20 protein-coding genes are annotated in these 22,900 nt (G+C 65.5%); 9 read left to right on the top strand and 11 right to left on the bottom strand.

Annotated elements, in window-relative coordinates; all coding sequences use genetic code 11:
• Window positions 1-58: 58 nt before the first annotated feature.
• Window positions 59-1,339, top strand: a complete 1,281-nt coding sequence (locus tag NLM33_RS20840) for a hypothetical protein (protein WP_254098210.1) — start codon at window positions 59-61, stop codon at window positions 1,337-1,339.
• Between the two features lie 220 nt (window positions 1,340-1,559).
• Here NLM33_RS20840 and NLM33_RS20845 read toward each other — a convergent pair whose 3' ends face one another.
• A complete protein-coding gene (locus NLM33_RS20845; protein WP_254098212.1) occupies window positions 1,560-3,194 on the bottom strand; it encodes a hypothetical protein in 1,635 nt (544 codons plus the stop codon).
• A gap of 37 nt (window positions 3,195-3,231) precedes the next feature.
• Complete coding sequence (locus NLM33_RS20850; RefSeq protein WP_254098214.1) at window positions 3,232-4,524, bottom strand: adenylosuccinate synthase; 1,293 nt, start codon at window positions 4,522-4,524, stop codon at window positions 3,232-3,234.
• A 409-nt stretch (window positions 4,525-4,933) separates the two neighbouring features.
• Between NLM33_RS20850 and NLM33_RS20855 the strand changes: the two genes are divergently transcribed.
• Entirely contained in the window at window positions 4,934-5,866 is a 933-nt protein-coding gene (locus NLM33_RS20855; RefSeq protein ID WP_254098216.1) for a DMT family transporter, read from the top strand.
• 153 nt (window positions 5,867-6,019) lie between these two features.
• Window positions 6,020-6,955 carry a DMT family transporter gene (locus NLM33_RS20860; protein ID WP_254098218.1) on the top strand — a complete coding sequence of 312 codons (936 nt, stop codon included), beginning with the start codon at window positions 6,020-6,022 and terminating at the stop codon, window positions 6,953-6,955.
• A gap of 161 nt (window positions 6,956-7,116) precedes the next feature.
• On the opposite strand, the gene NLM33_RS20865 is transcribed toward NLM33_RS20860, so the two are convergent.
• Complete coding sequence (locus NLM33_RS20865; RefSeq protein ID WP_254098220.1) at window positions 7,117-8,802, bottom strand: methyl-accepting chemotaxis protein; 1,686 nt, start codon at window positions 8,800-8,802, stop codon at window positions 7,117-7,119.
• A gap of 262 nt (window positions 8,803-9,064) precedes the next feature.
• Between NLM33_RS20865 and NLM33_RS20870 the strand changes: the two genes are divergently transcribed.
• Complete coding sequence (locus NLM33_RS20870; RefSeq protein WP_254098222.1) at window positions 9,065-10,108, top strand: C-terminal binding protein; 1,044 nt, start codon at window positions 9,065-9,067, stop codon at window positions 10,106-10,108.
• 69 nt (window positions 10,109-10,177) lie between these two features.
• Here NLM33_RS20870 and NLM33_RS20875 read toward each other — a convergent pair whose 3' ends face one another.
• From NLM33_RS20875 to NLM33_RS20900, 6 genes are all read right to left on the bottom strand, one after another.
• Window positions 10,178-11,014, bottom strand: coding sequence for a TonB family protein (locus NLM33_RS20875; protein WP_254098224.1), 837 nt, complete (start codon window positions 11,012-11,014; stop codon window positions 10,178-10,180).
• A complete protein-coding gene (gene exbD / locus NLM33_RS20880) occupies window positions 11,011-11,457 on the bottom strand; it encodes a TonB system transport protein ExbD (RefSeq protein WP_254098226.1) in 447 nt (148 codons plus the stop codon). The genes NLM33_RS20875 and exbD overlap by 4 nt, the downstream gene beginning before the upstream one ends.
• 3 nt (window positions 11,458-11,460) lie before the next feature.
• Window positions 11,461-12,240: a tonB-system energizer ExbB gene (gene exbB, locus NLM33_RS20885; protein WP_371929974.1), complete on the bottom strand. Its 780-nt coding sequence runs from the start codon at window positions 12,238-12,240 to the stop codon at window positions 11,461-11,463.
• A 15-nt stretch (window positions 12,241-12,255) separates the two neighbouring features.
• Window positions 12,256-12,771 carry a heme utilization cystosolic carrier protein HutX gene (gene hutX, locus NLM33_RS20890; RefSeq protein WP_254098228.1) on the bottom strand — a complete coding sequence of 172 codons (516 nt, stop codon included), beginning with the start codon at window positions 12,769-12,771 and terminating at the stop codon, window positions 12,256-12,258.
• 11 nt (window positions 12,772-12,782) lie between these two features.
• Window positions 12,783-13,118: an antibiotic biosynthesis monooxygenase gene (locus NLM33_RS20895; RefSeq protein ID WP_254098230.1), complete on the bottom strand. Its 336-nt coding sequence runs from the start codon at window positions 13,116-13,118 to the stop codon at window positions 12,783-12,785.
• A gap of 95 nt (window positions 13,119-13,213) precedes the next feature.
• Window positions 13,214-15,556, bottom strand: a complete 2,343-nt coding sequence (locus tag NLM33_RS20900) for a TonB-dependent hemoglobin/transferrin/lactoferrin family receptor (protein WP_254098232.1) — start codon at window positions 15,554-15,556, stop codon at window positions 13,214-13,216.
• 256 nt (window positions 15,557-15,812) lie between these two features.
• Here NLM33_RS20900 and hemP point away from each other — a divergent pair, with 256 nt between their 5' ends.
• From hemP to NLM33_RS20920, 4 genes are read left to right on the top strand one after another with little or no spacing between them, the layout of a single operon-like run.
• Window positions 15,813-16,019: a hemin uptake protein HemP gene (hemP, locus tag NLM33_RS20905; protein ID WP_254098234.1), complete on the top strand. Its 207-nt coding sequence runs from the start codon at window positions 15,813-15,815 to the stop codon at window positions 16,017-16,019.
• A 6-nt stretch (window positions 16,020-16,025) separates the two neighbouring features.
• Window positions 16,026-16,973, top strand: a complete 948-nt coding sequence (locus tag NLM33_RS20910; protein ID WP_254098236.1) for a hemin ABC transporter substrate-binding protein — start codon at window positions 16,026-16,028, stop codon at window positions 16,971-16,973.
• Window positions 16,970-18,058 carry a FecCD family ABC transporter permease gene (locus NLM33_RS20915; protein ID WP_371929975.1) on the top strand — a complete coding sequence of 363 codons (1,089 nt, stop codon included), beginning with the start codon at window positions 16,970-16,972 and terminating at the stop codon, window positions 18,056-18,058. The genes NLM33_RS20910 and NLM33_RS20915 overlap by 4 nt, the downstream gene beginning before the upstream one ends.
• A complete protein-coding gene (locus tag NLM33_RS20920; RefSeq protein ID WP_254098238.1) occupies window positions 18,055-18,879 on the top strand; it encodes a heme ABC transporter ATP-binding protein in 825 nt (274 codons plus the stop codon). Before NLM33_RS20915 ends, NLM33_RS20920 begins: the two co-directional genes overlap by 4 nt.
• Here the strand turns inward: NLM33_RS20920 and NLM33_RS20925 are convergent.
• Entirely contained in the window at window positions 18,860-20,539 is a 1,680-nt protein-coding gene (locus NLM33_RS20925) for a mucoidy inhibitor MuiA family protein (protein WP_254098240.1), read from the bottom strand. The two genes, NLM33_RS20920 and NLM33_RS20925, sit on opposite strands and share 20 nt — an antisense overlap.
• Window positions 20,540-20,731: 192 nt before the next feature.
• The gene (locus NLM33_RS20930; protein ID WP_254098242.1) at window positions 20,732-21,340 is read right to left on the bottom strand and encodes a response regulator transcription factor; all 609 of its coding nucleotides are present in this window, start codon (window positions 21,338-21,340) and stop codon (window positions 20,732-20,734) included.
• 202 nt (window positions 21,341-21,542) lie between these two features.
• On the opposite strand from NLM33_RS20930, the gene NLM33_RS20935 reads away from it, so the two are divergent.
• Window positions 21,543-22,592, top strand: coding sequence for an AraC family transcriptional regulator (locus NLM33_RS20935; RefSeq protein WP_254098244.1), 1,050 nt, complete (start codon window positions 21,543-21,545; stop codon window positions 22,590-22,592).
• Window positions 22,593-22,900 lie beyond the last annotated feature (308 nt).

Raw genomic sequence — 22,900 nt, forward strand, 5'->3', positions numbered from 1 at the left:
GCGTCCTGCCACGATCGCGCTATGCTGAGGCCCGGCCAAGAGAGCTGGAGCAACAGACATGGCGAGGATTTCGGCGAGGATCCTGATCGCGGACGGCTGGCGGCAATCCCTTGTCCCGGCGAGCACAGCCGCCCTGTTGGCACTGGCGCCTTGCGCAGCGCCCGCCCAGCAGGCCGGCGTCAACTTTCCGGATGGCCCCGGCAAGAGCACCGTCGTCGGCATCTGCGGCTCCTGCCATGACATCGGCCGGCTGGCGGCGGGCTACACGCCCGAAGGCTGGCACACCGTGATCCGCATGATGCAGAATTTTGGCGCACCGATTCCGCCGGAAGAGACCGCCGAGATCACCGACTATCTCATCAAGAGCTTTCCCGAACGGCCCCGCCCCGCCGCCGTGCTGATCGCCGGCGACACGCAGATCGACATCAAGGCGTGGCCGGTCGCCACCGAAGGCTCTCGGCCGCACGATCCGCTCGCCGCCCACGACGGATCCTTGTGGTACTCCGGCCAGCTCGCCAACGTGCTCGGCCGCCTCGATCCCGCCACGGGCGCTATCCGGGAATACAAGCTCGATCCGCAGACCGGCCCGCACGGCCTGAAGGAGGACAAGGACGGCAACATCTGGTTCACCGGCAATTTCGCCGGACTGATCGGCAGGCTCGATCCGAAGACCGGCGACGTCAGGGAGTACCGGCTGCCGGATGCGTCGGCCAAAGATCCGCATACGCTCGTTTTCGACCAAGACGGCATCATCTGGTTCACCGTGCAGGCCGGCAACAAGGTCGGGCGCCTCGATCCCGCAAGCGGCGAGATCAAGCTCGTCACGCCGCCGACGGCAAATGCGCGGCCCTACGGCATCGTGGTGAATGCAAAGAACGCCGTCTGGTTCGTCGAGTTCGGCGCGCCGAAGATCGCGACCATCGATTCGAAGAGCATGGAGATCCGCGAGTACCTGCTGCCGGATGCGGCCGCCCGTCCCCGCCGGCTCGCGATCGGTCCGGATGATGCGATCTGGTATGTCGATTTCGCCCGCGGCTTTCTCGGCCGGCTCGATCCCGCAACGGGCATGGTGAAGGAATGGGCTTCACCGAGCGGCCCGAAGTCGCAGCCCTACGGTATTGTCTTCACCAAGGGCGCGGTCTGGTACAGCGAGTCCGCTGCAAAACCCAACACCATCGTCCGCTTCGATCCCGCAAGCGAAAAATTCCAGAGCTGGGCGATCCCCGGCGGCGGCGACATCGTCCGCAACATGGACATCGACCGCAGCGGCAACCCGGTGATGGCCAACAGCCTCGTCAACAAGGTCGGCGTGGTGGAGATCGGCGGGACGGGGCACTAGGTTCTGCCGTCATTCCGGGGCGCGCGAAGCGCGAACCGGAATCTCGCGCCACAATCTCGGGATTCCGGGTTCGACGCTGACGCATCGCCCCGGAATGACGAAAGCGGTTGAAGTGTTCCCTAAAGCATGATCCGGAAAAGTGCGAAGCGGTTTTCCGGAAAGATCATGCGCAAACAAAAACCTAAGGCGCGATGACGATTCATCCTGATCTCATCGCGCTTTAGTCCCCCCACTGCGCGAATGCGTCGTTGAACGCGCGCTCGCCGGGGGCGCCCTTCTCGATGGCGATGATGGCGCGGCGCTGGTTGGTATAGACCAGCGGCACGTCGAACCAGGAGCGCTCCTTCAGGAGCTGGACGTTGCGCGCGCGGTCGGCATCGACGTTGGAGAGCCCGACCAGGAAGAAGCCGTCGGTGACCTTGACGGCGAGGCCCGCGAGCGGCGTGCCGCGCGCCTGCTCGTTCGACTTCATCAGGATACCAGGCACGTTGGCCACGCCGCCACCGGGGAAGTCCGGCGGCAGGATGAAGGTCAGCTCCGCGGTGTGGCTCGCCGGCAGCGATGAATCGGTGTTGCGGCGGAACGACATCGTCATCTTGAACTTGCGGTCGGGAATGTCGATGTCGGCGCGCACGGCGACGTCGGCCTTCTGGTTGCCCGAGGCCTTGATCGGCTCGGTCCGCCAGACCACGGTGCCGACATATTGCTTGCCCTTCGGATCGGACGGATCCTCGTCATAGAGCACGACCTTCTGCGCCACCGGCGCGGCCGGCTGCTCGGTCGACGAGGGCTGGCCGACGCGATCGGGGATCTTCGGCTTTGCGGTCGGCTGCGAAGCATCCTTCGGTGCCTCCACGACCTGCGTCGTCGCGGACGGCTTGAACAGGCCGCTCACGGTCTGCACCGCCTGCTTGCCCCAGAGGATGCCGGCGCCGACCAGGATGAGCACGATGCCGACGGCGATCGCGCTCTTGAACGGGAAGGCGGAGCCGGAGCGGGCACGCTTCTTGGTGTCGCGATCGAGGACCGGAATGTGCGGGCGCGGTGCCGCCGGCCGCGGCGCGTAGCGCTCGGCCTCCTCGATCGACTCGTCATAGGAATACGGAACGTCCGGCGGCTCGCCGCGGTTCTCCAGGCTCGGCTCGAGCCGGTCGAACTCCGGCGAGGGCGACGGCACGTTGGCATAGGTGCGGCGTGCGGCGCGGTTGGCCTGCGCCGCGGCGCGGCCGAGGTCGTCGGCATCCGCGGTGATGTCGCGAAAGCCACGAACGCCCGGCGCCTGCGGCACCGGCGGTGGCGCGCCTTCCGGCGGCCGGCGCGAGGCCGAGCGATCACGCGCCGCAGGCGGCGCCGGCGGCTCGGGCATCGGGGGCGGAGGCGGGGCCTGCGGGCGCGGAGGACGCAACTGGCGCTGGGCATCGCGGTCTCCGAGGTCATCCCCAGCAAGCGGGGGACGCTCGTTGCGCGACGACGGCGGCGCGGCAGGACGTGCGGGGCGCGGTGGTGCGGACGATGAGGTCGAAGGCGGCGCGGGCGGAGTGCCCTCGGCGGCGCGGGCGCTGGCGCGGCGGAAGGCATCGCCACTGCCACTGCCGCCCGCACTGCGGGCGCCGCCACCGGGGCGCGAGGCATCCCGGGCGCGCTGGGCGGCTTCCGATTCGACCTTGCGGACGGCCTCTTCGAGCGACAGCCGCTCGCGGGTGATCTCGGATTCGGAGAGCGGTGGCTGCACGCTGCGGAGCTGCGCGATCAGCGCCGTGCGCGCCCGTTCATAGAGCGCGCGGCGGCTTTCGCCGGGAGCGTTGGGGTCCAGGGCGGCAATAGCGCGGGCGATCAGCGGATAGTAATCAGCCATTTCAACTCAACTATGCGCCTGTCCCGGTAAGATACCGTTAAGCCTCAAACGGGTTTTGCACCAGAATAGTATCTTCACGTTCGGGGCTCGTGGAAAGAAGCGCGACCGGACAGCCCACCAGTTCCTCGATCCGGCGCACATATTTGATGGCCTGAGCCGGCAAGTCCGCCCAGGAGCGGGCGTTCGCGGTCGGCTCCTTCCAGCCTTCGATGGTCTCGTAGATCGGCTCGACCCGGGCCTGCGCGCCCTCGCCGGCCGGGAAATGGTCGATCTCCTTGCCGTCCAGCCGATAGCCGGTGCAGACCTCGATCGAATCGAAGCCGTCTAGGATGTCGAGCTTTGTCAGCGCCAGCCCGTTGATGCCGCAGGTTCTGACCGCCTGGCGAACCAGCACGGCGTCGAACCAGCCGCAGCGGCGCGGACGGCCGGTGTTGGTGCCGAACTCGCGGCCACGCTCACCGATCTTGCGGCCGATCTCGTTGTCCTGCTCGGTCGGGAACGGCCCCTGGCCGACGCGGGTCGTGTAGGCCTTGCACAGACCCAGCACGTAGCCGACCGCGCCGGGCCCGAGGCCCGCACCGGTCGCGGCCTGCGCCGCCACCGTGTTGGACGAGGTGACGTAGGGATAGGTGCCGTGATCGACGTCGAGCAGCGCGCCCTGCGCACCCTCGAACAGCATGCGCTTGCCTTCGCGACGCTTGATGTCGAGCAGCCGCCACACCGTCTCGGCATAGGGCAGCAGCTGCGGTGCCAGCGCGCTCAGCTCGGCCAGGATGACCTTGCCGTCGAACTCCGGCAGATTGAGGCCGCGGCGAAGTGCATTGTGGTGAGCAAGGAGCCGGTCGATCTTGTGCGGCAGCGTGTCGAGGTCGGCGAGGTCCATCAGGCGGATGGCGCGGCGGCCGACCTTGTCCTCATAGGCGGGGCCGATGCCGCGGCGGGTGGTGCCGATCGCGGTCGCCGCATTGGAGGATTCGCGAAGCGCATCAAGCTCGCGATGCAGCGGCAGGATCAGGGTGACGTTCTCGGCGACGCGAAGATTGTCCGGACTGACCGCGACGCCCTGCGCCCGCAGCTTGGTGACCTCGTCGAGGAAGGCCTGCGGGTCGAACACCACGCCATTGCCGATCACCGACAGTTTCTGGTCACGCAGCACGCCGGAGGGCAACAGCGCGAGCTTGTAGGTCGCGCCATTGATGACCAGCGTATGGCCGGCATTGTGGCCGCCCTGAAAACGGACGACGATGTCGGCCTGCTCCGACAACCAGTCGACGATCTTGCCCTTTCCCTCGTCGCCCCACTGGGCGCCGACGACGACAACATTGGCCATTCGCGGGTAATCCCTATGCAAACTGTCTTTATATCGCATGATCCTCGCGGAAAACCGGTGTCCACTTTTCCGGGATCATGCCGCGCCCAGCTCCATCCACGGCCGGGGCCGCTCGCATGCGAGGCAGCTCAACCGGATAAAGGAAGCGGCCTCTCTAGGCAAGCAAGAACGGGGCTTTTTCGCGACCCGGAACCCGCTTCAAGCCTTTGATATCCCCGGAAAATCCATAGCCGGTTCCGACCTCGACGAAAGGCGCAGAGGCTGTCTCTGGCGCGCATGGTCGCGATGCATCCGCTGCCGTTGCTGCTACGCGCGATTCCGTGTCTGTGTGCCAAGCCGGGTATCAACCGACCCGGGACGCCGCCGGGCCGGCCGCCTCGGCACATGACCCGGGGCCATAACAATCACAATGTCCGCCGCCGACCAGACCACGCGCCTTGCCGCACCCGGCCGGCACTGGATCACCAACCAGCCCTACCTCCTGCTCAGCATCACCGCGCTGTGCTGGGCCGGCAATGCCATCGTCGGGCGGCTCGCCGCCGGGCACATCCCACCGGTGACACTGTCGTTCCTGCGCTGGTTCATCGCCTTCCTGCTCGTACTGCCGTTCGCCTGGACGCATCTGGTCAAGGACTGGCCCGCGATCCGCGGCAAGCTCGGCCTGATGATCGTGCTGTCGGTCACCGGCATCGGCGCCTTCAACACGCTGCAATATTGGGCGCTGGAGCATACGCAGGCGCTGAACACGCTGCTGCTGCAATCGGCCGCGCCGCTGGTCGTGGCGCTCTGGTCGCTGATCATTTTGGGTGTCCGCCTCACGACGACGCAGGCATTCGGAGTTTTGCTCTCGCTATGCGGCGTGCTGACCATCCTCTTGCACGGCGACCTCACCACGCTCTCCAACATCGCGTTCAACAAGGGCGATCTGATCTTCATGGGCGCGCTGGTGATCTTCGCGCTCTATTCGGTGCTGACGCTGAAGCGGCCCGCGATCCACGGCCTGTCGTTCCTTGCCTTCACCTTCGGCTGCGGCGCGGTGTGCCTCGTTCCGCTTGAGATCTGGGAATTGTCGGCCCGCCCGGTGATGAAGCTCGATCTGCCGAACCTGCTGACTCTGGTCTATGTTGCGGTGTTTCCCTCGACGCTCGCCTATCTCTGCTTCAACCGCGGTGTTGCGCTGATCGGCGCCAATTGCGCCGCGCCGTTCTTCCACGTGGTGCCGGTGTTCGGCTCGATCATGGCGATGATCTTTCTCGGTGAGCTGCCGCAGGCCTTCCATTTCATCGGCTTTGCGCTGGTGCTGTCAGGCGTGTTCGTGGCCTCGCGCAAGCAGGCGAGCTGAACGGCGCATTCATCCACGTGCGCGCCGCACACCTTCGATGTTCAACATATTGACCGCCAAAGCCACCTCCATGATCTCCACTGCATTGTAGCATTGCGGCGGTGGGACTTGCGGTGCAGCCGCGATCCGGCGCAAGCTCGCTCACGAAAAACAATGACAATCGCTTCGCCCGCGCCACCGGCCACGAATCCGGCCGGCTGGCTCAACAACCAGCCCTATCTGCTCCTGAGCCTGAGCTCGCTGTTCTGGGCCGGCAACATCGTGCTCGCGCGCCATGTCGGCGCACATGTGCCGCCGCTCACGCTGACCACGATCCGCTGGTTCGGCGTGTTCCTCATCCTGCTGCCGTTCGCAGGGCCGCATCTGAGGCGCGACTGGAAGGCGCTGCGCGCGCATCTGCCGCTGATGCTGTTCCTGTCGCTGGTCGGCTTCGCCTTCAACAACGCGATCTCGTTCTGGGCCCTGCAATACACGGAGGCGCTGAACGCGCTGCTGATCCAGTCAGCCGGGCCGCTGTTCGTGGCGCTGTGGTCGCTGGTGCTGTTCGGCGTCCGCCTGACGGCTGCGCAATTCGCCGGCATCGCAATCTCGCTACTCGGCGTCCTCATCATCATCCTGCGCGGCGATCTCGCGGCGCTTGCCGGCATCAGCTTCAACCGGGGCGACATCATGTTCGCCTCCTCGCTGGTGGCATTCGGGCTCTATTCCGCCTTCATCCCGCGGCGGCCGAAAATCCATCAGCTCTCCTTCCTGTCCTTCACCACCTGCTGCGGGGCGATGATGCTGCTGCCGGCCGCGGTGTGGGAGTTTTCCGCGGGCAACGTCTTGAAGCTGGATTCGACGACGCTGGCGACATTCGCCTACATCCTGATCTTCCCCTCGACGCTCGCCTATCTCTTCTTCAATCGCGGCGTGGCGCTGATCGGACCGAACCGCGCCGCACCGTTCTTTCATCTGGTGCCGGTGTTCGGCTCGGCGATGGCGATGCTGCTGCTCGGCGAACGGCTGCAGCTCTTCCATCTCGTCGGTTATGCGCTGGTGCTCGCCGGCGTCGTGATCGCGTCGCGGCAGGGCTCGGCGTCGAAATAGTTCGGCAGGGCATCGGGAAGCAGTACGAAGCAGCCACGCGTGATGCCGCCGTAGGGTGGGCAAAGCGTGGCGTGCCCACACAAAGTTTCCACGGTTTTGAAGAGAAAAGGTGGGCACGGCGCTGACGCGCCTTTGCCCACCCTACAAGACCATTGCGGGGCTTAAGCCGCCCGCACCTTGGCGAGGAAGCCGTCGACGGCGCTGCGCAGTGCGCCGGACTGGTTGTCGAGCTCGCGGGCGTTCGACAGCACGTCGGAGGCTGCCGTACCCGTCGCCTTGGCCGCCGAGGTCACGCTGCCGATATGGGCGTTGATCTCGCTGGAGCCGGTTGCGACCGACTGGATGTTGCGGGCGATCTCGCGCGTCGCCTCGCCCTGCTGCTCGATCGACGCGGATATGCCAGCGGTGATCTCGCTCATCTCGGCGATCGTCTGGGTGATGCCGGCAATCGCGGCGACCGCGTCGCTGGTCGAGGTCTGCATCGCCGCGACCTGGGCGGAAATTTCCTCGGTGGCCTTCGCGGTCTGGTTGGCGAGCGCCTTGACCTCGGAGGCGACGACCGCGAAGCCGCGGCCGGATTCGCCGGCGCGCGCCGCTTCGATGGTGGCGTTGAGCGCGAGCAGGTTGGTCTGCGCCGCAATCGAGTGGATGAGCTTGACGACCTCGCCGATCTTCTCGGCGCCGGAGGACAGCACCTGCACGGTGGTGTTGGTGCGCTCGGCGTCGCTGACCGCCTTGCTCGCGACCTCGGTGGAGCGCGTCACCTGACGCGAGATTTCGGCGACCGAGCTCGACAGCTCTTCGGCGGCGGCCGCGACCGTGCCGACATTGCCGGACGCCTTTTGCGAGGCGGCGCCGACGGTGGCCGCACGCGCACTGGCATCGCTCGCGGTCGCGGTCATCGACTGCGCGGTGGTCTGCATGCCGGCGGCAGCCGAGGAGACCGAACGCACGATGCCGTTGACGCTGCGCTCGAAGTCACTGGCGATCCCTTCCATCGCGCTGCGACGCTCCGCCGCGGCGCGTTCCTTCGCCACCGCGTCGGTCTTCTCGATATCGCGGATGCGGATCGCATTGTCCTTGAAGATCTGCACGGTCGAGGCCATCGCACCGACCTCGTCACCACGACCGACGCCGGGGATGTCACCCTCGAGCTTGCCATCGGCGAGCTCGTTCATGCGCGTGCCGAGCCTGTTCAGCGGCAGGCTGATGCTGCGGCCGAGCAGCCAGGCAACGCTGCCGGCGACGATGACGATGCCGAGCATGGACAGGCCGAGCAGCCAGTAAACCGGGCCCATCTTCTCGTCGATATCCTCGAGATAGGCGCCCGTGCCGAGATACATGTCGAAGCCGGGAACCGCGACGGCATAGCCGAGCTTGCGGATCGGCTTCTCCTGACCAGGCTTCACATATTCATAGAACAGCAGGACCTCGCCATTGGCCTTGACGCCGTCCATGATCTCGCGGGACAGCTTGCGGCCATTCGTCTCCACGTCCATGCGGTTCATGCCGACCTGCTTCGGATCGGGCGCGAGCTGCGTGATGCCGTCATAGGTGGTGCCGAACAGATAGCCCGAGTTCTTGTCGTAGGTCATGGCGTTGCCGTAGCGGCGGAATTCGGCCAGCGCGGCCTCCTTCGTCATCTCGCCGGCGTTGACGCGCTTCATCAAGGTGGCCGCATAGTTGCGGGCCAAATCGACGATCGCCTTGGTCTGATCGATGCGCGCATTCACCATCTCGCGCTTCATCAGATATCCGGACAGAACCCCGGAGATGCAGAGGCCGAACAAGGTGACGCCGACAAGGATGCCAAGCTTGGGGGCGATCTTCAAATTGCTCAACTTCACGAGGTGGCTCCGGCAATGAAGGGGATTACGGACACGCGGGTGGGTCGATCGAATTTGAATCAATTTTTAGTGTGGGACCCATTAGCAACTTGTTACGATGGCTGCGTTGAAGCCCGCACAGGAGGCAAAAACCCGCAAACACCGCGGCCTGCGACAACCGACGATTGTACGCGCCAGGCTCGATTTCGCGTAAAAGACGCAAAGACCCGGCGCCAAAGCCGGGTCGGACAACAAGAACCGACAAACCAAATCGGAGCAGGAAATGCCGAAATTCAGGGTGGTGACGCCGAAGGGCGCGAGCTTCACGGTGGCGGGAAGCGATTATTCCTTCGAGCGGGAGGCGCTCGACCCGATCGACGCGGAGATCGTCGAGGCGCCGGCCAACGAGACCGAGTTCATCGCCGCAGCCCGGACGGCTGACGCGATCTACGCCAAGGGCATCCCGATCACCAAAGCCATCATCGACGCGCTGGAAAACTGCAAAGCGATCACGCTCGGCTCTGTCGGCGTCGACAGCGTCGATGTAAAGGCGGCAACTGCCCGCGGCATTCCAGTGACCAACATCCCCGACACCTTCATCGAGGAGGTCGCCGACCACGCGATGATGCTGCTGCTTGCAGGCTTCCGCCGCCTGGTCGAGCAGGACCGGATGGTGCGCACCGGGCGTTGGGCCGAGGGCCGACCGGCACTGCTGAAGATTCCGCGGCTGATGGGACAGACGCTCGGCTTCATCTCCTTCGGCCGCGTCGCGCGCGCGGTCGCCAAGCGCGCCGCCCCCTTCGGCCTGCGGATGATGGCCTATGACCCCTTCATCCAGGAAACGCTGATCTATGATCACGGCGTGATACCGGCGACGCTGAACGAGGTGCTGTCGCAATCGGACTTCGTCTCGATGCACGCCCCCGCCCGGCCCGAGGTGCATCACATGCTGAGCGAGAAGCATTTCCGGCAGATGAAGAAGGGCTCGATCTTCATCAACACCGGGCGTGGCGCCACGGTGGACGAGGAGAGCCTGATCAAGGCCCTGCAGGAGGGCTGGATCGCGCATGCCGCGCTCGACGTGCTGGAGAAGGAGCCGCCGTCGCACAATAATCCCCTGCTCGGCATGGAGAACGTCACCCTGACCGCCCACGTCGCCTCGGCCTCGGCTCGCTTCGACGAAGCGCGCAAGCGGCGCGTGGGCTACGAATTGTCACTGGTGCTTCAAGGGATGTGGCCGGTAAGCTGCGTCAATCCGTCGGTGCTGCAGAACACGGCGCTGCGACGCTGGCAGCCCGTCAGCATGGATCGCGGTCCGAACAGCTAAAGCCTGTGACGCGCCTTCAGATGAATTGTACCGGATGTTCCGCTTTCGCGGGCGTGAGGCCGGAGAGTGCTACCTCACCGTAAACTCCACCGGAATCGTAAATCCCATCGACCCGCTCGTGATCTCCGGTGGAAATGGCGGGAAGGGTTGCGCCTGGCGAACCATCGCCATGGCCTGCGCGTCGAAGGCAGCGACGCCCGACGAGCCGCCGAGACGACTGGACAACACCTGCCCACCGCGGCCGAGTGTGAAATTCAACCTGACCACGCCGCGCTGGCCGCCGGCTCCTGACGGATACTGGTGGAAGCGCATCAGGTGTGCGCGGACGCGCTGATTGTAGGACGCAATCACGGAGGCCACCGCACCGGCGCTCACGGCGGAGGCCGGCGGCGCCTCGCGCTCGGCTCGCGGCGGCGCGCTGGTCCGCGGTGCAGGTGTCGCATCCGACGGCCTCTTCGCATCGGGGCGAACCACCTTCGGCTTCGCCGGCACGGGCTTCTCGAACGGGACGATCTTTGCCGGCTCCGGCTTTGCGGGTGTCGGCTCCAGCTTCTGCTCCGGTGGCGCGACGACGTCAGGCTTCTCCTGTGGCGGGGTCGGCGCGATCATCTCCTCAATTGCCTGCTGCTGCACCGGTTCCGGCAGTGAGGCGTCGGCCTGCTGCATCACCGGCCCCGGCGCCACGTCGAGCGGCATCGGTTGCGGTGCCGACGTCACCGGCGCGAGATCGACAAGGATCGCCGGGCTGCTCACCCCCTGCTCCGTCGGCGGCTGCGTGAGCCAGGCCAACGCAACCGCGACGATCGCGGCATGCGCCAGGATGATCGCCGTCGCCGATACGCTCCAGCGCACGATTTCGCGCTCGTCAAGCGGCAGATGCAAGGCGAACGCATTCGCCGCCGTCATTTGCGCACCTCGAGGCCGACAAGGGCGACCTTGAGATAGCCGGCGTCGCGAAGTGCGTTCATGACCTCCATGAGATTGCCATAGCTGACGGCCTTGTCGGCGCGCAGGTAAATCCGCTCGTCCTTGCGCCCTCTGGTCGTCGCATCGAGCGCAGCCACGAGGCCGTCGCGGCCCACGGCGTCCTCGCCGACAGCAACGGCGAGATCAGGCTTCACGGTGACGAAAACCGGCTTGTCGGGCCGCGGCTGCGGCTCGGCGGCGGTTGCGGGCAGATCGACGCCGATATCGACGGTGGCAAGGGGTGCTGCGACCATGAAGATGATCAAGAGCACCAGCATCACGTCGATGAAGGGTGTAACGTTGATCTCATGCGCGACGTCGAGATCGTCGAAGGCACCGCGGCGCAGTCCCAATGTCGCGCGTCCTCCGAGCTTGGCCGTCATGCCCTACTCCGCCGCCCGCGCCAGCGAGAAGTCGCGACGATCGCGCTGCCGGCTCACCAGCAGCATGAGCTGGGCCGAGGCATCGCCGAGCAGCGCGCGATAATTTGCGATGCCGCGGACCAGGTGATTGTAGATCACCACGGCCGGGATTGCCGCGACGAGGCCGAGCGCTGTCGCGAGCAGTGCTTCTGCGATGCCGGGCGCGACCACGGCAAGGCTGGTGGTGTGGGTCTCCGAGATGCCGATGAAGGCGTTCATGATGCCCCAGACGGTGCCAAAGAGGCCGACGAACGGCGCAGTGGCGCCGATCGTCGCGAGCACGCCGGTGCCGCGTGCGATCTGCCGCGACATCGCGGCCTCGACGCGCTCGAGCCGCAGCGCAATGCGTGCCTCGAGACCATCGCCAATGATGCCGCCGGAAAGATCGGCCTCCTTGGCCGTGCTCTGAATGAGCTGGGCGACCGCGTCACTGGCGGCGCCGGCTCGCTTCGCCGCCTCGGACATCGTGATGTCAGCTTCGAGCGCGCGCGTTCGCGTCACGGCCAGCGCGCTCTTGCGGCGGAGCTCAACCGTCTTGGCGAGCCAGACCGTCCACGTCACCAGCGAGGCGCAGACGAGCCCGATCATCACCGCCTTCACCACGATGTCGGCGCTGAGGAACATGCCCCATGGCGAGAGGTTGCGCGGCAGAAGCGCCTCATCCGTCGCCGCCGTGGCAGAAGCCGACGACAACGCCAGCAACGCGCCTGCCGCGAACATCCACCGAAGGAACAAGCTCCGCATCCTGACCTCCCAACGCTATGGCACGGCGGACGCTCCGATCCGCTCCGCAAGCTGCCTGAACCGCGCGAGCTGATCGGCGCGCAATGCGCGGGTCTCATCGCGGCCGACGAAGACCTTGAACATGATGCTGCCATCGACATTGACGAAGGCGATGAACGCCGACGTCTTTCCCATGAAGGGACGCTCGACGAAGGCGATGGCGGCACAGCGGGTGTGCCTGAGATGCCCGTGCAGCCCCTTCGGCTGCATCAGGTTGAAATAGCCGCGGCCGACTTCGCCGGCGGGGACCGCGCCGGTGAACTCGAATATCCCGTCGTCGGTATGAACGATAAGCGTGAGCTCGCCCCATTGCGCGATATCCTGCATGGCGATCTCGAAACGATCGCCGCCGGCCATCGAGACCATCGGCGACGGCAACGCTTCGATGACCTGGTGCGGCGTGACCTTGCGCTCGCGCGCGACATCCTCGATCACCGCGCCCGGATTGTCCGCCATGTACGCCCTGAGGTCGGCGAGGTCCGTGCTCAGCATCCCACTCTCCTTCAAGCAGCGGCGCTGGTCTTGCGCTCGCTCTGGATGACCTCGAAGCCTTCGAATTTGGGATGGCCGAGATAGAGGCTTTCGCCACCCCTGCTGTCGGCGCGGGCGTGCGCGCGGCGGAATTCCTCAGAGCGCGTCCAGGCTTCGAACGCGGCCTTGTCGACCCAGCTCGTGTGCGAGGAATAGAGTGTGTGGTCCTCCGCTTCCGGCCCCCTCAACAGGTGAAACTCGACGAAGCCAGGCATGGCGTCGAGATAGGATTCGCGTGTGGCCCAGACGGTCTCGAACGCAGTCTCTGCGCCCTTCTTCACCTGGAACCGATTCATGGCGATGAACATGTCATTCTCTCCTTTTCGAAACTGAAACGCGCCAGAGCCGCGCTGGAGCATCAACGCGGCCCGGCGGAGATTGGGGTGATGCATGCCGTGGCCGGCTACGCGCCCCCGAGGTGGATCTTCAGGCCGGCCTTGTAGACCGCACCGGGGCCGGGGCTGGAGAACAGCACGTCGTTCTGCGTCGTGCCGTCGGTCGAGCTGCCGGGAATGGCGTAGGGCCGGTAGTATTGATTGAGCAGGTTGTCGATCGAAGCGGTGAAGGTGATGTCCTTGGTCGCCTGATAGGTCAGGTAGAGATTCACCAGCTCGTAACCCGTCGACGGCAGGTAGCCGGCTGGGACATCGTTGTTGGCGCCGAACGAGGCCCATTGCGCCGAGATCGTCAGCGCGCGGTCCAGCAGGCGAACGCCGGCCGTGGTCACGACCTTGCGCGGGGTGATGGTGGCAAGCCCGATATTGGTCGCGGTGTTCTTGCCGCGTATCAGGTGACCCGAGACCCCGACGAACCAGGCGCCTGCATCGTACATCGTCTCCGCCTCAAAACCCTCGATCCGGGCGTGGGCGATGTTCTGGTACTGGTAGTACTGGCTGTAGGATCCGTACGGTGTCGCAACCCGCGTCGAGGCAACGAGGTCGATGTAGCCGTCGACGTCGTTGCGGAAGACGTTGAACTTGCCGCGGAAGGAGTCGACGGCCGAGAAGATGCCGTCATATTTGAGATTGACACCCGCCTCCTTGTTCTTGCCGATCTCCGGCCGCAAGTTCGGATTGGGCAGGAAGCAGAACAGACCGATCGAGCCATCCGGACAGGTGAAGAACGCGGGTCCGCCTCCGGTCGCATGCGCGCCCGAGATCACCGTCTCGGTGATCGACGGCGCGCGATAGCCTTCGGCATAGCTGACATAGGGCGTGAAGCCTGCAACCGGGGTGACGCCGAGGGTAATCTTCGGCGAAACGCGATCGCCGCCGGCATCCGTGCTGCCCGAGTGCAGGTCGTAATGATCGTAGCGCAGCGCGCTGACGGCCTCGAACCAGGTCCCGTAGTTCTGCTTCAACTGGAGGAAACCGCCCGACACGTTGCGGATGCCGCTCGGTGTCGTGATGTTGGAGTTGCCGCGACTGTCGGTCGTCCCGACGTCGTCCTGGAACGCATCGAGACCCCAGGTCAGCGCATTGCGCCAGTCGCCAACGTCGAAGCGCGTGGTGTTGTTGGCATCGATGCCGATCGTATCAAGCACATAGCCGCGCTTGTCGCCGACGCAGCCGGAGATGTTGTTGCCGTAGACACCGGCGCCGCAAAAGGCCGTGCCGCCTGTGGAATAGTGATAGGTCTTGGTCTGGTCGTTGTCGGTGCGATTGCCGTAGACCGACATATGCCAGTCGAACAGGCGGTCGTCGGGACGCGAATAATTCCAGGTGATCGTGCCGGTGTAGTTCTTGGCGTCGGAGGCATAGACCGACGAACCCTGATAGAGCGCGCGCTGCGCGGCGGTGAGCACCGGACCGCGATTGAACTGGCCGATATTGTACTGGTCGTCCTGGAAAATGGCGCCGAACTTGACCTCATGCCCGGCGGCCGGCCGCACCGTGAGCTTCATCAGGCCACTCGTGATCTGGTTGCCGGTGTTGCCGATCTCGGTGCCCGAGCCGTCCTTGTAGTTGCCCTGCGTGCGATACACTGCGCCCCCGAACACATCGACGTCAGGCGTGGCACGCACGCCGCCGAACACCGAGCCGAGGCCGCGATCCTTGTTGGTGCCATAGGAGCCGCTCATGTCGACACCCCAGCGCTCGCCGGGGCGCAACACATCCTCGATGTCCTTGGTGCGGAACGACACCACGCCGCCGATCGCGCCCGAGCCGTAGATGTTGGCGGTCGGGCCGCGCACCACGTCGACGCCGCCGACCAGCTCGGGGTCGAGGAAGAAGGAGCCGTTGGCGTTATGCCCGGTGCGCTGGTAGTTCTGCCGCGCGCCGTCGACGACCACGGCGACGCGGCCGAAATCCTGCAAGCCGCGGACGTTGATAACGGTCGAGGGATCGTCGCCGCGCTCCTGGAACGATACGCCTGGAACGTTGTAGAAGATATCGGACAACCGGTTCGGCTGAAGCCCCTGGATCTTCTCCAGCGTGACAACGCTGACCGGCGCCAGCGCGTCGATGGCGCGCTCCTCGGTCTTCGACGCGGCAACCGTGATCGTATCGAGCGATTGAACGCTGGTCGTGCTTGCCTGCGCATGTGCGTCCATTGCACGCGCGGCCACCTGCTGATCCGCTTGCGGCTTGGATGGCTTGCGCTTGGCCTGCTTCGGCGTGGACGTGGCACGTGCGCTCTGCTGGTCGGCAGTCTGTGCGAGACCGCTCCCCGGCAATGCCGCCGCCATTGAAACAACCGACGCACCCAGAATCAGCGCGCGCGAATACCTAGCTCCGTCAGCCATAAAAGCCCCAGCCCAATCATCTCTGTGTTCGTTCTGGCTGGCGTGCGCCGCGCGAGGCGAGCGACTGGCTGGCTATGCTTTGGCGCGCAGGCCGTCGGCCTGCATCGCGTCTCGATTGGTTACGTCCCGTGCCATATCAGGTCAAGAATGCACGGTTACAGTTTATATCGATTGTAAATCGCAGCCGTTGGAATGCGCATCCCGCGACCTATACAAGCATCCGACATCCGAATTTCGAAAGCACCTTAGCAATACAATGTCGCAAGCTTCCGGAGACGACAGCAGCACGCCCGCGGCACACGCGGGAAACCCTTCCGTGGCAGCGAGAAGTTTGATCATGCAGGGCAACCGAATCGACAGCCGCGCACTGTTCGCGACTGAGCGCGAAATCATCATCACCCATGGCGATGACCGCTACCGCCTGCGGCTGACCTCACAAAACAAGCTGATCCTGACGAAGTAACTGACAATGACATATTGTCGCACGCTCGCGCATCTGCTCATCACAAGCGCCATTGCGCTCGGCGCGGCCTCGCATGCCGCTGGCATTACAGTGCACGACGCCCGCAACCGTGATGTCGCGGTCGACGATCCCGCCCGCACCGTCTCGATCGGCGGCGCCATCACCGAGATCCTCTACGCGCTCGGGCTCGAGAACAGGCTGGTCGGCGTCGACACGACGAGCCTCTATCCGGCAGCGGCGCTGCACGACAAACGCAACGTCGGCTACATGCGCCAGATCTCCGCCGAGGGCGTCCTGGGACTGAATCCCACGCTGATCCTGGCCGTCCAGGGATCCGGTCCGCGCGAAACGCTTGATATCCTCGATACCGCGAAAGTGCCGATGGTCCTGGTGCCTGAGATCTTTTCCGAGCAGGGCCTGCTCGACAAGATCGCCCTGGTCGGCCACGCCATGGGCGTCGATGCGCGGGCCACATGCCTGAGCGGCGCAGTTGCCGCCGATCTCGCGCAGCTCCGCGAGCTGCGTGGCAAGGTGACGAAGCCGGTCCGTGTGATGTTCGTGATGTCGCTCCAGAACGGGCGGGCGATGGTCGCCGGCCAGAAGACCGCGGCCGACGAGATCATCAGACTGGCCGGCGCCGCCAACGCCGTCGACGACTATGAGGGCTACAAGATCATCAGCGACGAGGCGATCGTCGCGGCCAGGCCGGAAGTCGTGCTGTCGATCGAGCGCGGCAGGGAGACGCTCCAGGCCGAGGCGGTCTATGCCCATCCCGGCTTCGCCCTGACGCCCGTCGCCGCCAACAAGGCCTTCATCGCGATGGAAGGACTTTACCTGCTCGGCTTCGGGCCGCGCACGGCGGCAGCGGCGCGCGATCTCTCGATCAGGCTCTATCCGGAGCTGGCCGCGCAGGCGGGGGCGCCGGCCGTGTTGACGGCCGATTGCCGGCAATGAGCATGGCGTTCGAGGTGAAGGCAGGCGACCGCGCGCGGCCGAGGCAGAATGTTGCGGCGTTCACCATGGCCGCGCTCCTCCTTACCCTTCTCGCTTCAGCCATTGCCTCCCTCACCGTCGGCGCGGCCGGCATTCCGCTGCACCGCCTTGCTGCGGCCCTTGGCGTCTGGGGCGATGGCGCGACCGGTCCGCTCCTTACGCGCGATCAGCTCGTGCTGTGGTCGATCCGCATCCCGCGAATTGCAGCGGCGGCGATGATCGGCGGCCTCCTCGCGGCCGCGGGCGCGATCATGCAGGGACTGTTTCGCAATCCGCTGGCCGACCCGGCGCTGGTCGGTGTCTCCAGCGGCGGCGCACTGGCGGCTGCGGCAGCCATCGTCTTCACGGACTCACACCTCGGCGAGACCATGCGCGCCCTGCAAACCGAACTGTTGCCGCTTGCGGCGTTCGGCGGCTCACTCCTGACGACGGCAGCCCTCTACGGTATCAGCAGCCGCTCGGGCAAGACCTCGATCGCAGTCTTTCTGCTCGCCGGTGTCGCCATCACCGCCATCACCAATGCCGGCATCGGCCTCCTGGTGTTTATCGCCGATGACCGCCAGCTCCGCGACATCACGTTCTGGATGCTGGGCTCGATGAGCGGCGTGACCTGGGCCAAGAACGCCATGCTCGTGCCCGTGCTGCTGCTCGGGCTCTCGGCCTGTGCCTTCATTGCCCGAGGTCTCGATGTCCTCGCGCTCGGCGAGGCGGAAGCCTTTCACGGCGGCGTCGATGTCGAGCGGTTGAAGCGGACGTCGATCGTTCTGATCTCCGCCATGACCGGTGTTGCGGTCTCGGTCTGCGGCGTCATCGGTTTCGTCGGCATCGTCGTCCCGCACGCGCTGCGGCTCGTGATCGGACCGGCGCACCGCTCGCTGTTGCCGGCCTCTGTGCTACTCGGAGCGATCCTGATGCTCGGCGCCGACACGCTCGCCCGCACCATCGTGGCACCGGCTGAAATGCCGATCGGCATCCTGACCGCTGCGGTCGGAGCTCCCGTGTTCCTCGCGATCCTGCTTCGTCAGCGCGGGCTTGCGACGCTGTGAGCGCCGTGATCGAGGCACGGGGCCTGACGAGGCGTGCCGGCCGCGCCACGCTGCTCGAGGCGGTCAACCTCCGGGTCACCGAAGGCGAGATGATCGCCATCATCGGCCCGAACGGCGCCGGCAAATCGACCCTGCTGCGGCTATTGTCCGGCGATCTTCGCCCGAGCCTGGGCGAGGTGTTGCTGAAACGGCGGAACGTTCATTTCTACACACCGCGCGAACTGGCCGCGCATCGCGCCATGCTGTCGCAACACGTCAACGTGACCTTCCCGTTCACCGTCGAGGAGATCGTGCGGATGGGCGCAGACGATCGCGGCGGGCGCGGGGCGGACGTGCTCGTGGATGCCGCGTTGCATGAGGTCGGACTGTACGACTTTCGCAATCGGCAGCTGCCGACGCTGTCGGGCGGCGAGCAGCAGCGCGCCCATTTCGCTCGCGTGCTGGTCCAGCTCGCCTGCGGCGAGGCCACGCATGGCCCCGGGCTTCTGCTGCTGGACGAGCCGACCTCCAGTCTCGATTTGCGCCATCAGATCGATCTGGTCGAATCGGCGCGCCGCCGCGCCGCCGGCGGCACCGCCGTGATCGCGATCCTGCACGACCTCAACCTCGCCATCCGCTTTGCCGACCGGCTTGTCGTGCTGCGCAATGGCCGGCTCGCGGCCGATGGCGGTCGCGGCGAGGTCGTCACGCCCCAGACGATCCGGGATATTTTCGAGATCGACGCCGTCGTTCATCGCGGTGACGACGGCGTCCCCTATCTGCTGCCGCAATCGATGCGCGCAGCCGTTGCCGGAGCGGCGATCAGCCCGCCGGCGCCATGACGATGCCCTTGTCCTTCGGCCAGCGCACGCGCCAGCCGAACTTGATCTCCTTGACTTCGCCGGGCTTGGCGTCGAACGCCCATTCCAGCACGCCGCGCTTGTCGCGCAGATTGGTCGACGTGGGCGGCGTGGTCGTGGGCAGCATCTCGACCGCGATGTCCTCGCTCTCGCTGACCGGGAGCTGATCCTCGATCGCGATCCGGATCGGGAAGTCATGACCATTGCGCACGGCGGTCCGGAACGAACGCGTATCAGTCTTTGACGACGAGATCACGCCCGCCGTGCCTTCGTTCTGCCGGATCACCGAACGCTCGATCTTGATCTTGTCGTCGGCGCCGAAGCCGAGGCGGATCGCCTCGGTCCGCGCGGCGGTCGAGAACTTGCTGCGGCCGACGAATACGCCGTCGCGGAAGATCGCGACCTTGCCGGGCAAAAGGTTGGTGTCGTCGGAGAGCTTGAACGAGGCCTCGAGATAGGCGGTCGGATCCACCACCGGCGCCGCACGGATCGCGAGGTCCGGCGTGACCGTCATGGTGGAGATCAGCAGGCTCTTGGCGCCTTCATTAGCGCCGAGGCTGACGCGGCCTGCGATCTGATAGACCGCCTGGAAATCGCCGATCTCGGCATTGGCCTGCTGCTCAACCGCCTGATCGCGCGGCACCAGGGGCTTCATTTCCTTCGCCCTCGCCGGCGACTGTGCCTGCCGCGTCATGTCCGGCTCAGGTATGTCCACGTCGGAACGCCCTCCCAATGCCAGCGGCTTCGGAAGCTGCGGATAGCGGACGACCAGCGAATTCAGCTCCGGCGCACTGCCGCCGCGGCTGACACGAACGGTGGAGACGCCGAGGCTGACATTCGACCAGTCCTCGCCGGTCGACTGGGTGATTTCCGCGCGGCGCACCAGTTCGAGCTGCGGCTTGTGGTCCCTGGCGCCGGTGTCGAGGCGGGCGTCGTAGAGCGGCGCCCAGCGTGCATTGCGCACATTGTAGGTCACCCTCAGCGTCGCTTTCGTCACGGCAGCAGATGCAATTTCGACCCGCACCTCCAGCTTGCTCGGCGGCTTGGCCGCGCGATCGGCTTCGAGCTGAGCGATCTGGCGATCGATCTCGCGCTGCTTTCGCATGGCATCGCGGATCGCGGTGTCGGCGGTCGCGATCTCCTCGGCAACCGCGGAGAAGGCCGCGCGCCATTCGGTCATCGGCCGCGCCTCGCCCTTCTCGCCGATGCTGGCGGGAGAGGCCTCGGCAAAGCGCTCGGCAAACTTGCGCCGGGCACTGGCCGCATCGGCCGCGCCCTGCAAATCCGAGCGCTGGTCCTTCAAGGCCTCGATGCGCTTGTCGAGTTCCGGCAGATTGACCAGAGCCGCTTGGCGCGGCGGCCGCGCGTCGATGGTGCCGATGGTGAGCTTTGCACCTGCCTCGCCCTCAACCCGCAAGGAGGACGTGTCGAGGCCGAGCGGAAAATCCTTTGCGACCAGCGTCGAGTCGCCCGGCGGCAGGTCCAGCGTGATGACGCGAGTGACGCTCGCACCATCCGGATAGACCGTGACGGCGTCGATGGCCGACGTCGCATCCAGATCGGCCGCCCATGACGGCAGCGCAATCGCCGCCGTGACCAGGACCAGGCTCGTCGTCGCCAGACTCTTCGCGATCGTTCGCATGAATTTCTCTCCTGCCAATGTCGCCGTATCCCCAGCCGGACGCGGCGAAAAAAGTCTCACCATCGTGGTGAGACGCGGCAGGAAAGGAACCGGTTCGATTGGGGTTTCCATACGGCCGCGCCACGGCAGAGCCGTGGCCACGGAACGCGTCATCTGGCCGCGCCGACGCTTCGGCCTTGGTTCAGCCTTGGTTCACCCTTGGCCGTAGATGCGGCGAAGCATATCCGTGACGTTCTTCGCGCCGGCCTTTCTCAGGATGCTTGCACGGTAGCCCTCAACCGTCCGCGCACTCAGGCGCATCACGCGAGCGATCTCTTTATTGGTGTAGCCGGCCGCGAGGTGCTCCAGCACCTCGCATTCGCGCCCTGTGAGTGGCTCCCAACCGGCGAGCCAGCGCTGCCGGTTCGGATCGGAATGCGCGAACTCGTCGATGGCGGCATCGATGCGGCCGACAATCTCATGGCTCCGGAACGGCTTCTCGATGAAATCGAACGCGCCGCGCTTGATGGCATCGACCGCCATGGCGATACTGCCATTGGCCGACGTCATCAGGATCGGCGCCATGCAATTTTCTTCGCGCAGCCGCTTCAGCACGTCGAGGCCGGATTGATCCGGCTCCTGCACCTCGAGCAGGACACAGGCCGGCATGCGCACCCTCGCCTCCGACAAGAGAGACGCACCATCGGCAAAGCAGATGACCTCATAGGCCGTCTGCTCGAGCGCCATAGAAAGTTGTTCGCGGGAGGACGCGTCAGTATCGATGACGAATACCTCACCCTTGGAAAGCGTGTTTCCCGGCATCATCCTGCTCAGCAATGTCTTGGTCAAAAGGACCGGGACGGCGCCTGGGCCCCTTCGCCCTGCCGGCCGTCATGAACCGGCATCTGCGCCGGTGCTTCGGTTTTCGATATGTATGTTCAACCCGGTTCCGGGATTTGACGGATCGGGACAGAAATTTTACATTTCGGGACATCTGCGTGAATGGCTGGCAGGAACGGTTCGCATGACCGATCTCATTCGCAGCGCAGGCCTGACCTACTATCCGGAGGTCGCCCGGTCGGTCGGGCTCGACCCGAAGCAGATGATGCGCAAGGTCAAGATTCCGCTGGCCTGCCTTGAAAAGCCCGACGTTCGCATCGCCGTTGCCGGTCTTCGCCGCCTGCTCGAAGCATCTGCAGAAGCTTCCGGTGCCGAAGATTTCGGCTTGCGCCTCGCCGAGCTCGGCGGACTGACCAATCTCGGGCCGGTCGGACTGATCGTTCGCGAGCAGGCCACCATTGGTGATGCGATCGAGGCGCTGTCGCGCTTCATCCATGTCCATCACGACGGCATGCGGCTCGACGTCACGCGCGACAAGAAGATCGTGACCATCACGATGCATCTACGCGGACGGCGTCCGCGTGCGCCGCGTCAGTCCATCGACATGGCGCTCGGCAGCGTCCACCGCATCATCCAGTCGCTGTTCGGCGGCGACTGGCGGCCGCTGGAGGTCCATCTTCACTATCCGCCGCCCCGCGACCGCAAGCGCTATCGCGAGTTCTTCGGCTGCCCGGTGACCTTCAATGCCGCGACCGACGCGCTTCTGCTGTCAGCCCACGACATGGAGCGCCGGATCCCGAGCGCGCATCCGCTGGTCGCGAGCTATCTGCGCAAGCGTATCGAGGCGCTTGATACACGACCTGCGAGCTGGGACGAGAAGGTCGACGAAGTCGTGCGCTCGTTGCTCTCGAGCGGCGAATGCACGGTCGAGCGCGTGGCCGAGCATCTGGCCTGCACCCGCCGCACCATCCATCGCCACCTTGCCGAATGCGGCACCACTTTTTCCGAGATACTCGACGCACAGCGCGCCGAGCTCGTCACCCAGCTGATCGAAGAGTCCGGCCGGCCGCTCTCGGCGATCGCCGAGCAGCTCGGCTTTTCCGCGCAAAGCGCCATGGCGCGCTGGTTCCGCCGCCGCTTCGGCTGCAGCATTACCGACTGGCGCAAGGGCGTGCGGCCGGCGATGCCGCGGACCGATGTTGCCGGTCACCGCACACAAACGGCGAGATTCTAAATCGATCAGCACGAGCTCTTCTTCCTTCTCCCCTTGCGGGAGAAGGTGGCGTAGGCCGCCTCCGGCGGCCGTTCTTAAGAGACGCCGATGCTTTGCATCGGCTATGTCGCCGGATGAGGGGTTGCATCCGCGAATTCAAACGCAAGTAGCTCGCGCGCGGATAGAGACCCCTCACCCGTCTCGCCGCTACGCGGCGATCCACCCTCTCCCACAAGGGGAGAGAGGAAGAGAAGCGCGATGCGTACACCGCAAAGAAAAAAGCACGGCGCTCGACGCGCCGTGCTTTCGTCGTTCGCTCAGTAGGCGCT

Origin of the sequence: Bradyrhizobium sp. CCGUVB1N3 (assembly GCF_024199925.1) — a bacterium.
In the GTDB taxonomy this organism is placed as follows: Bacteria; Pseudomonadota; Alphaproteobacteria; order Rhizobiales; family Xanthobacteraceae; genus Bradyrhizobium.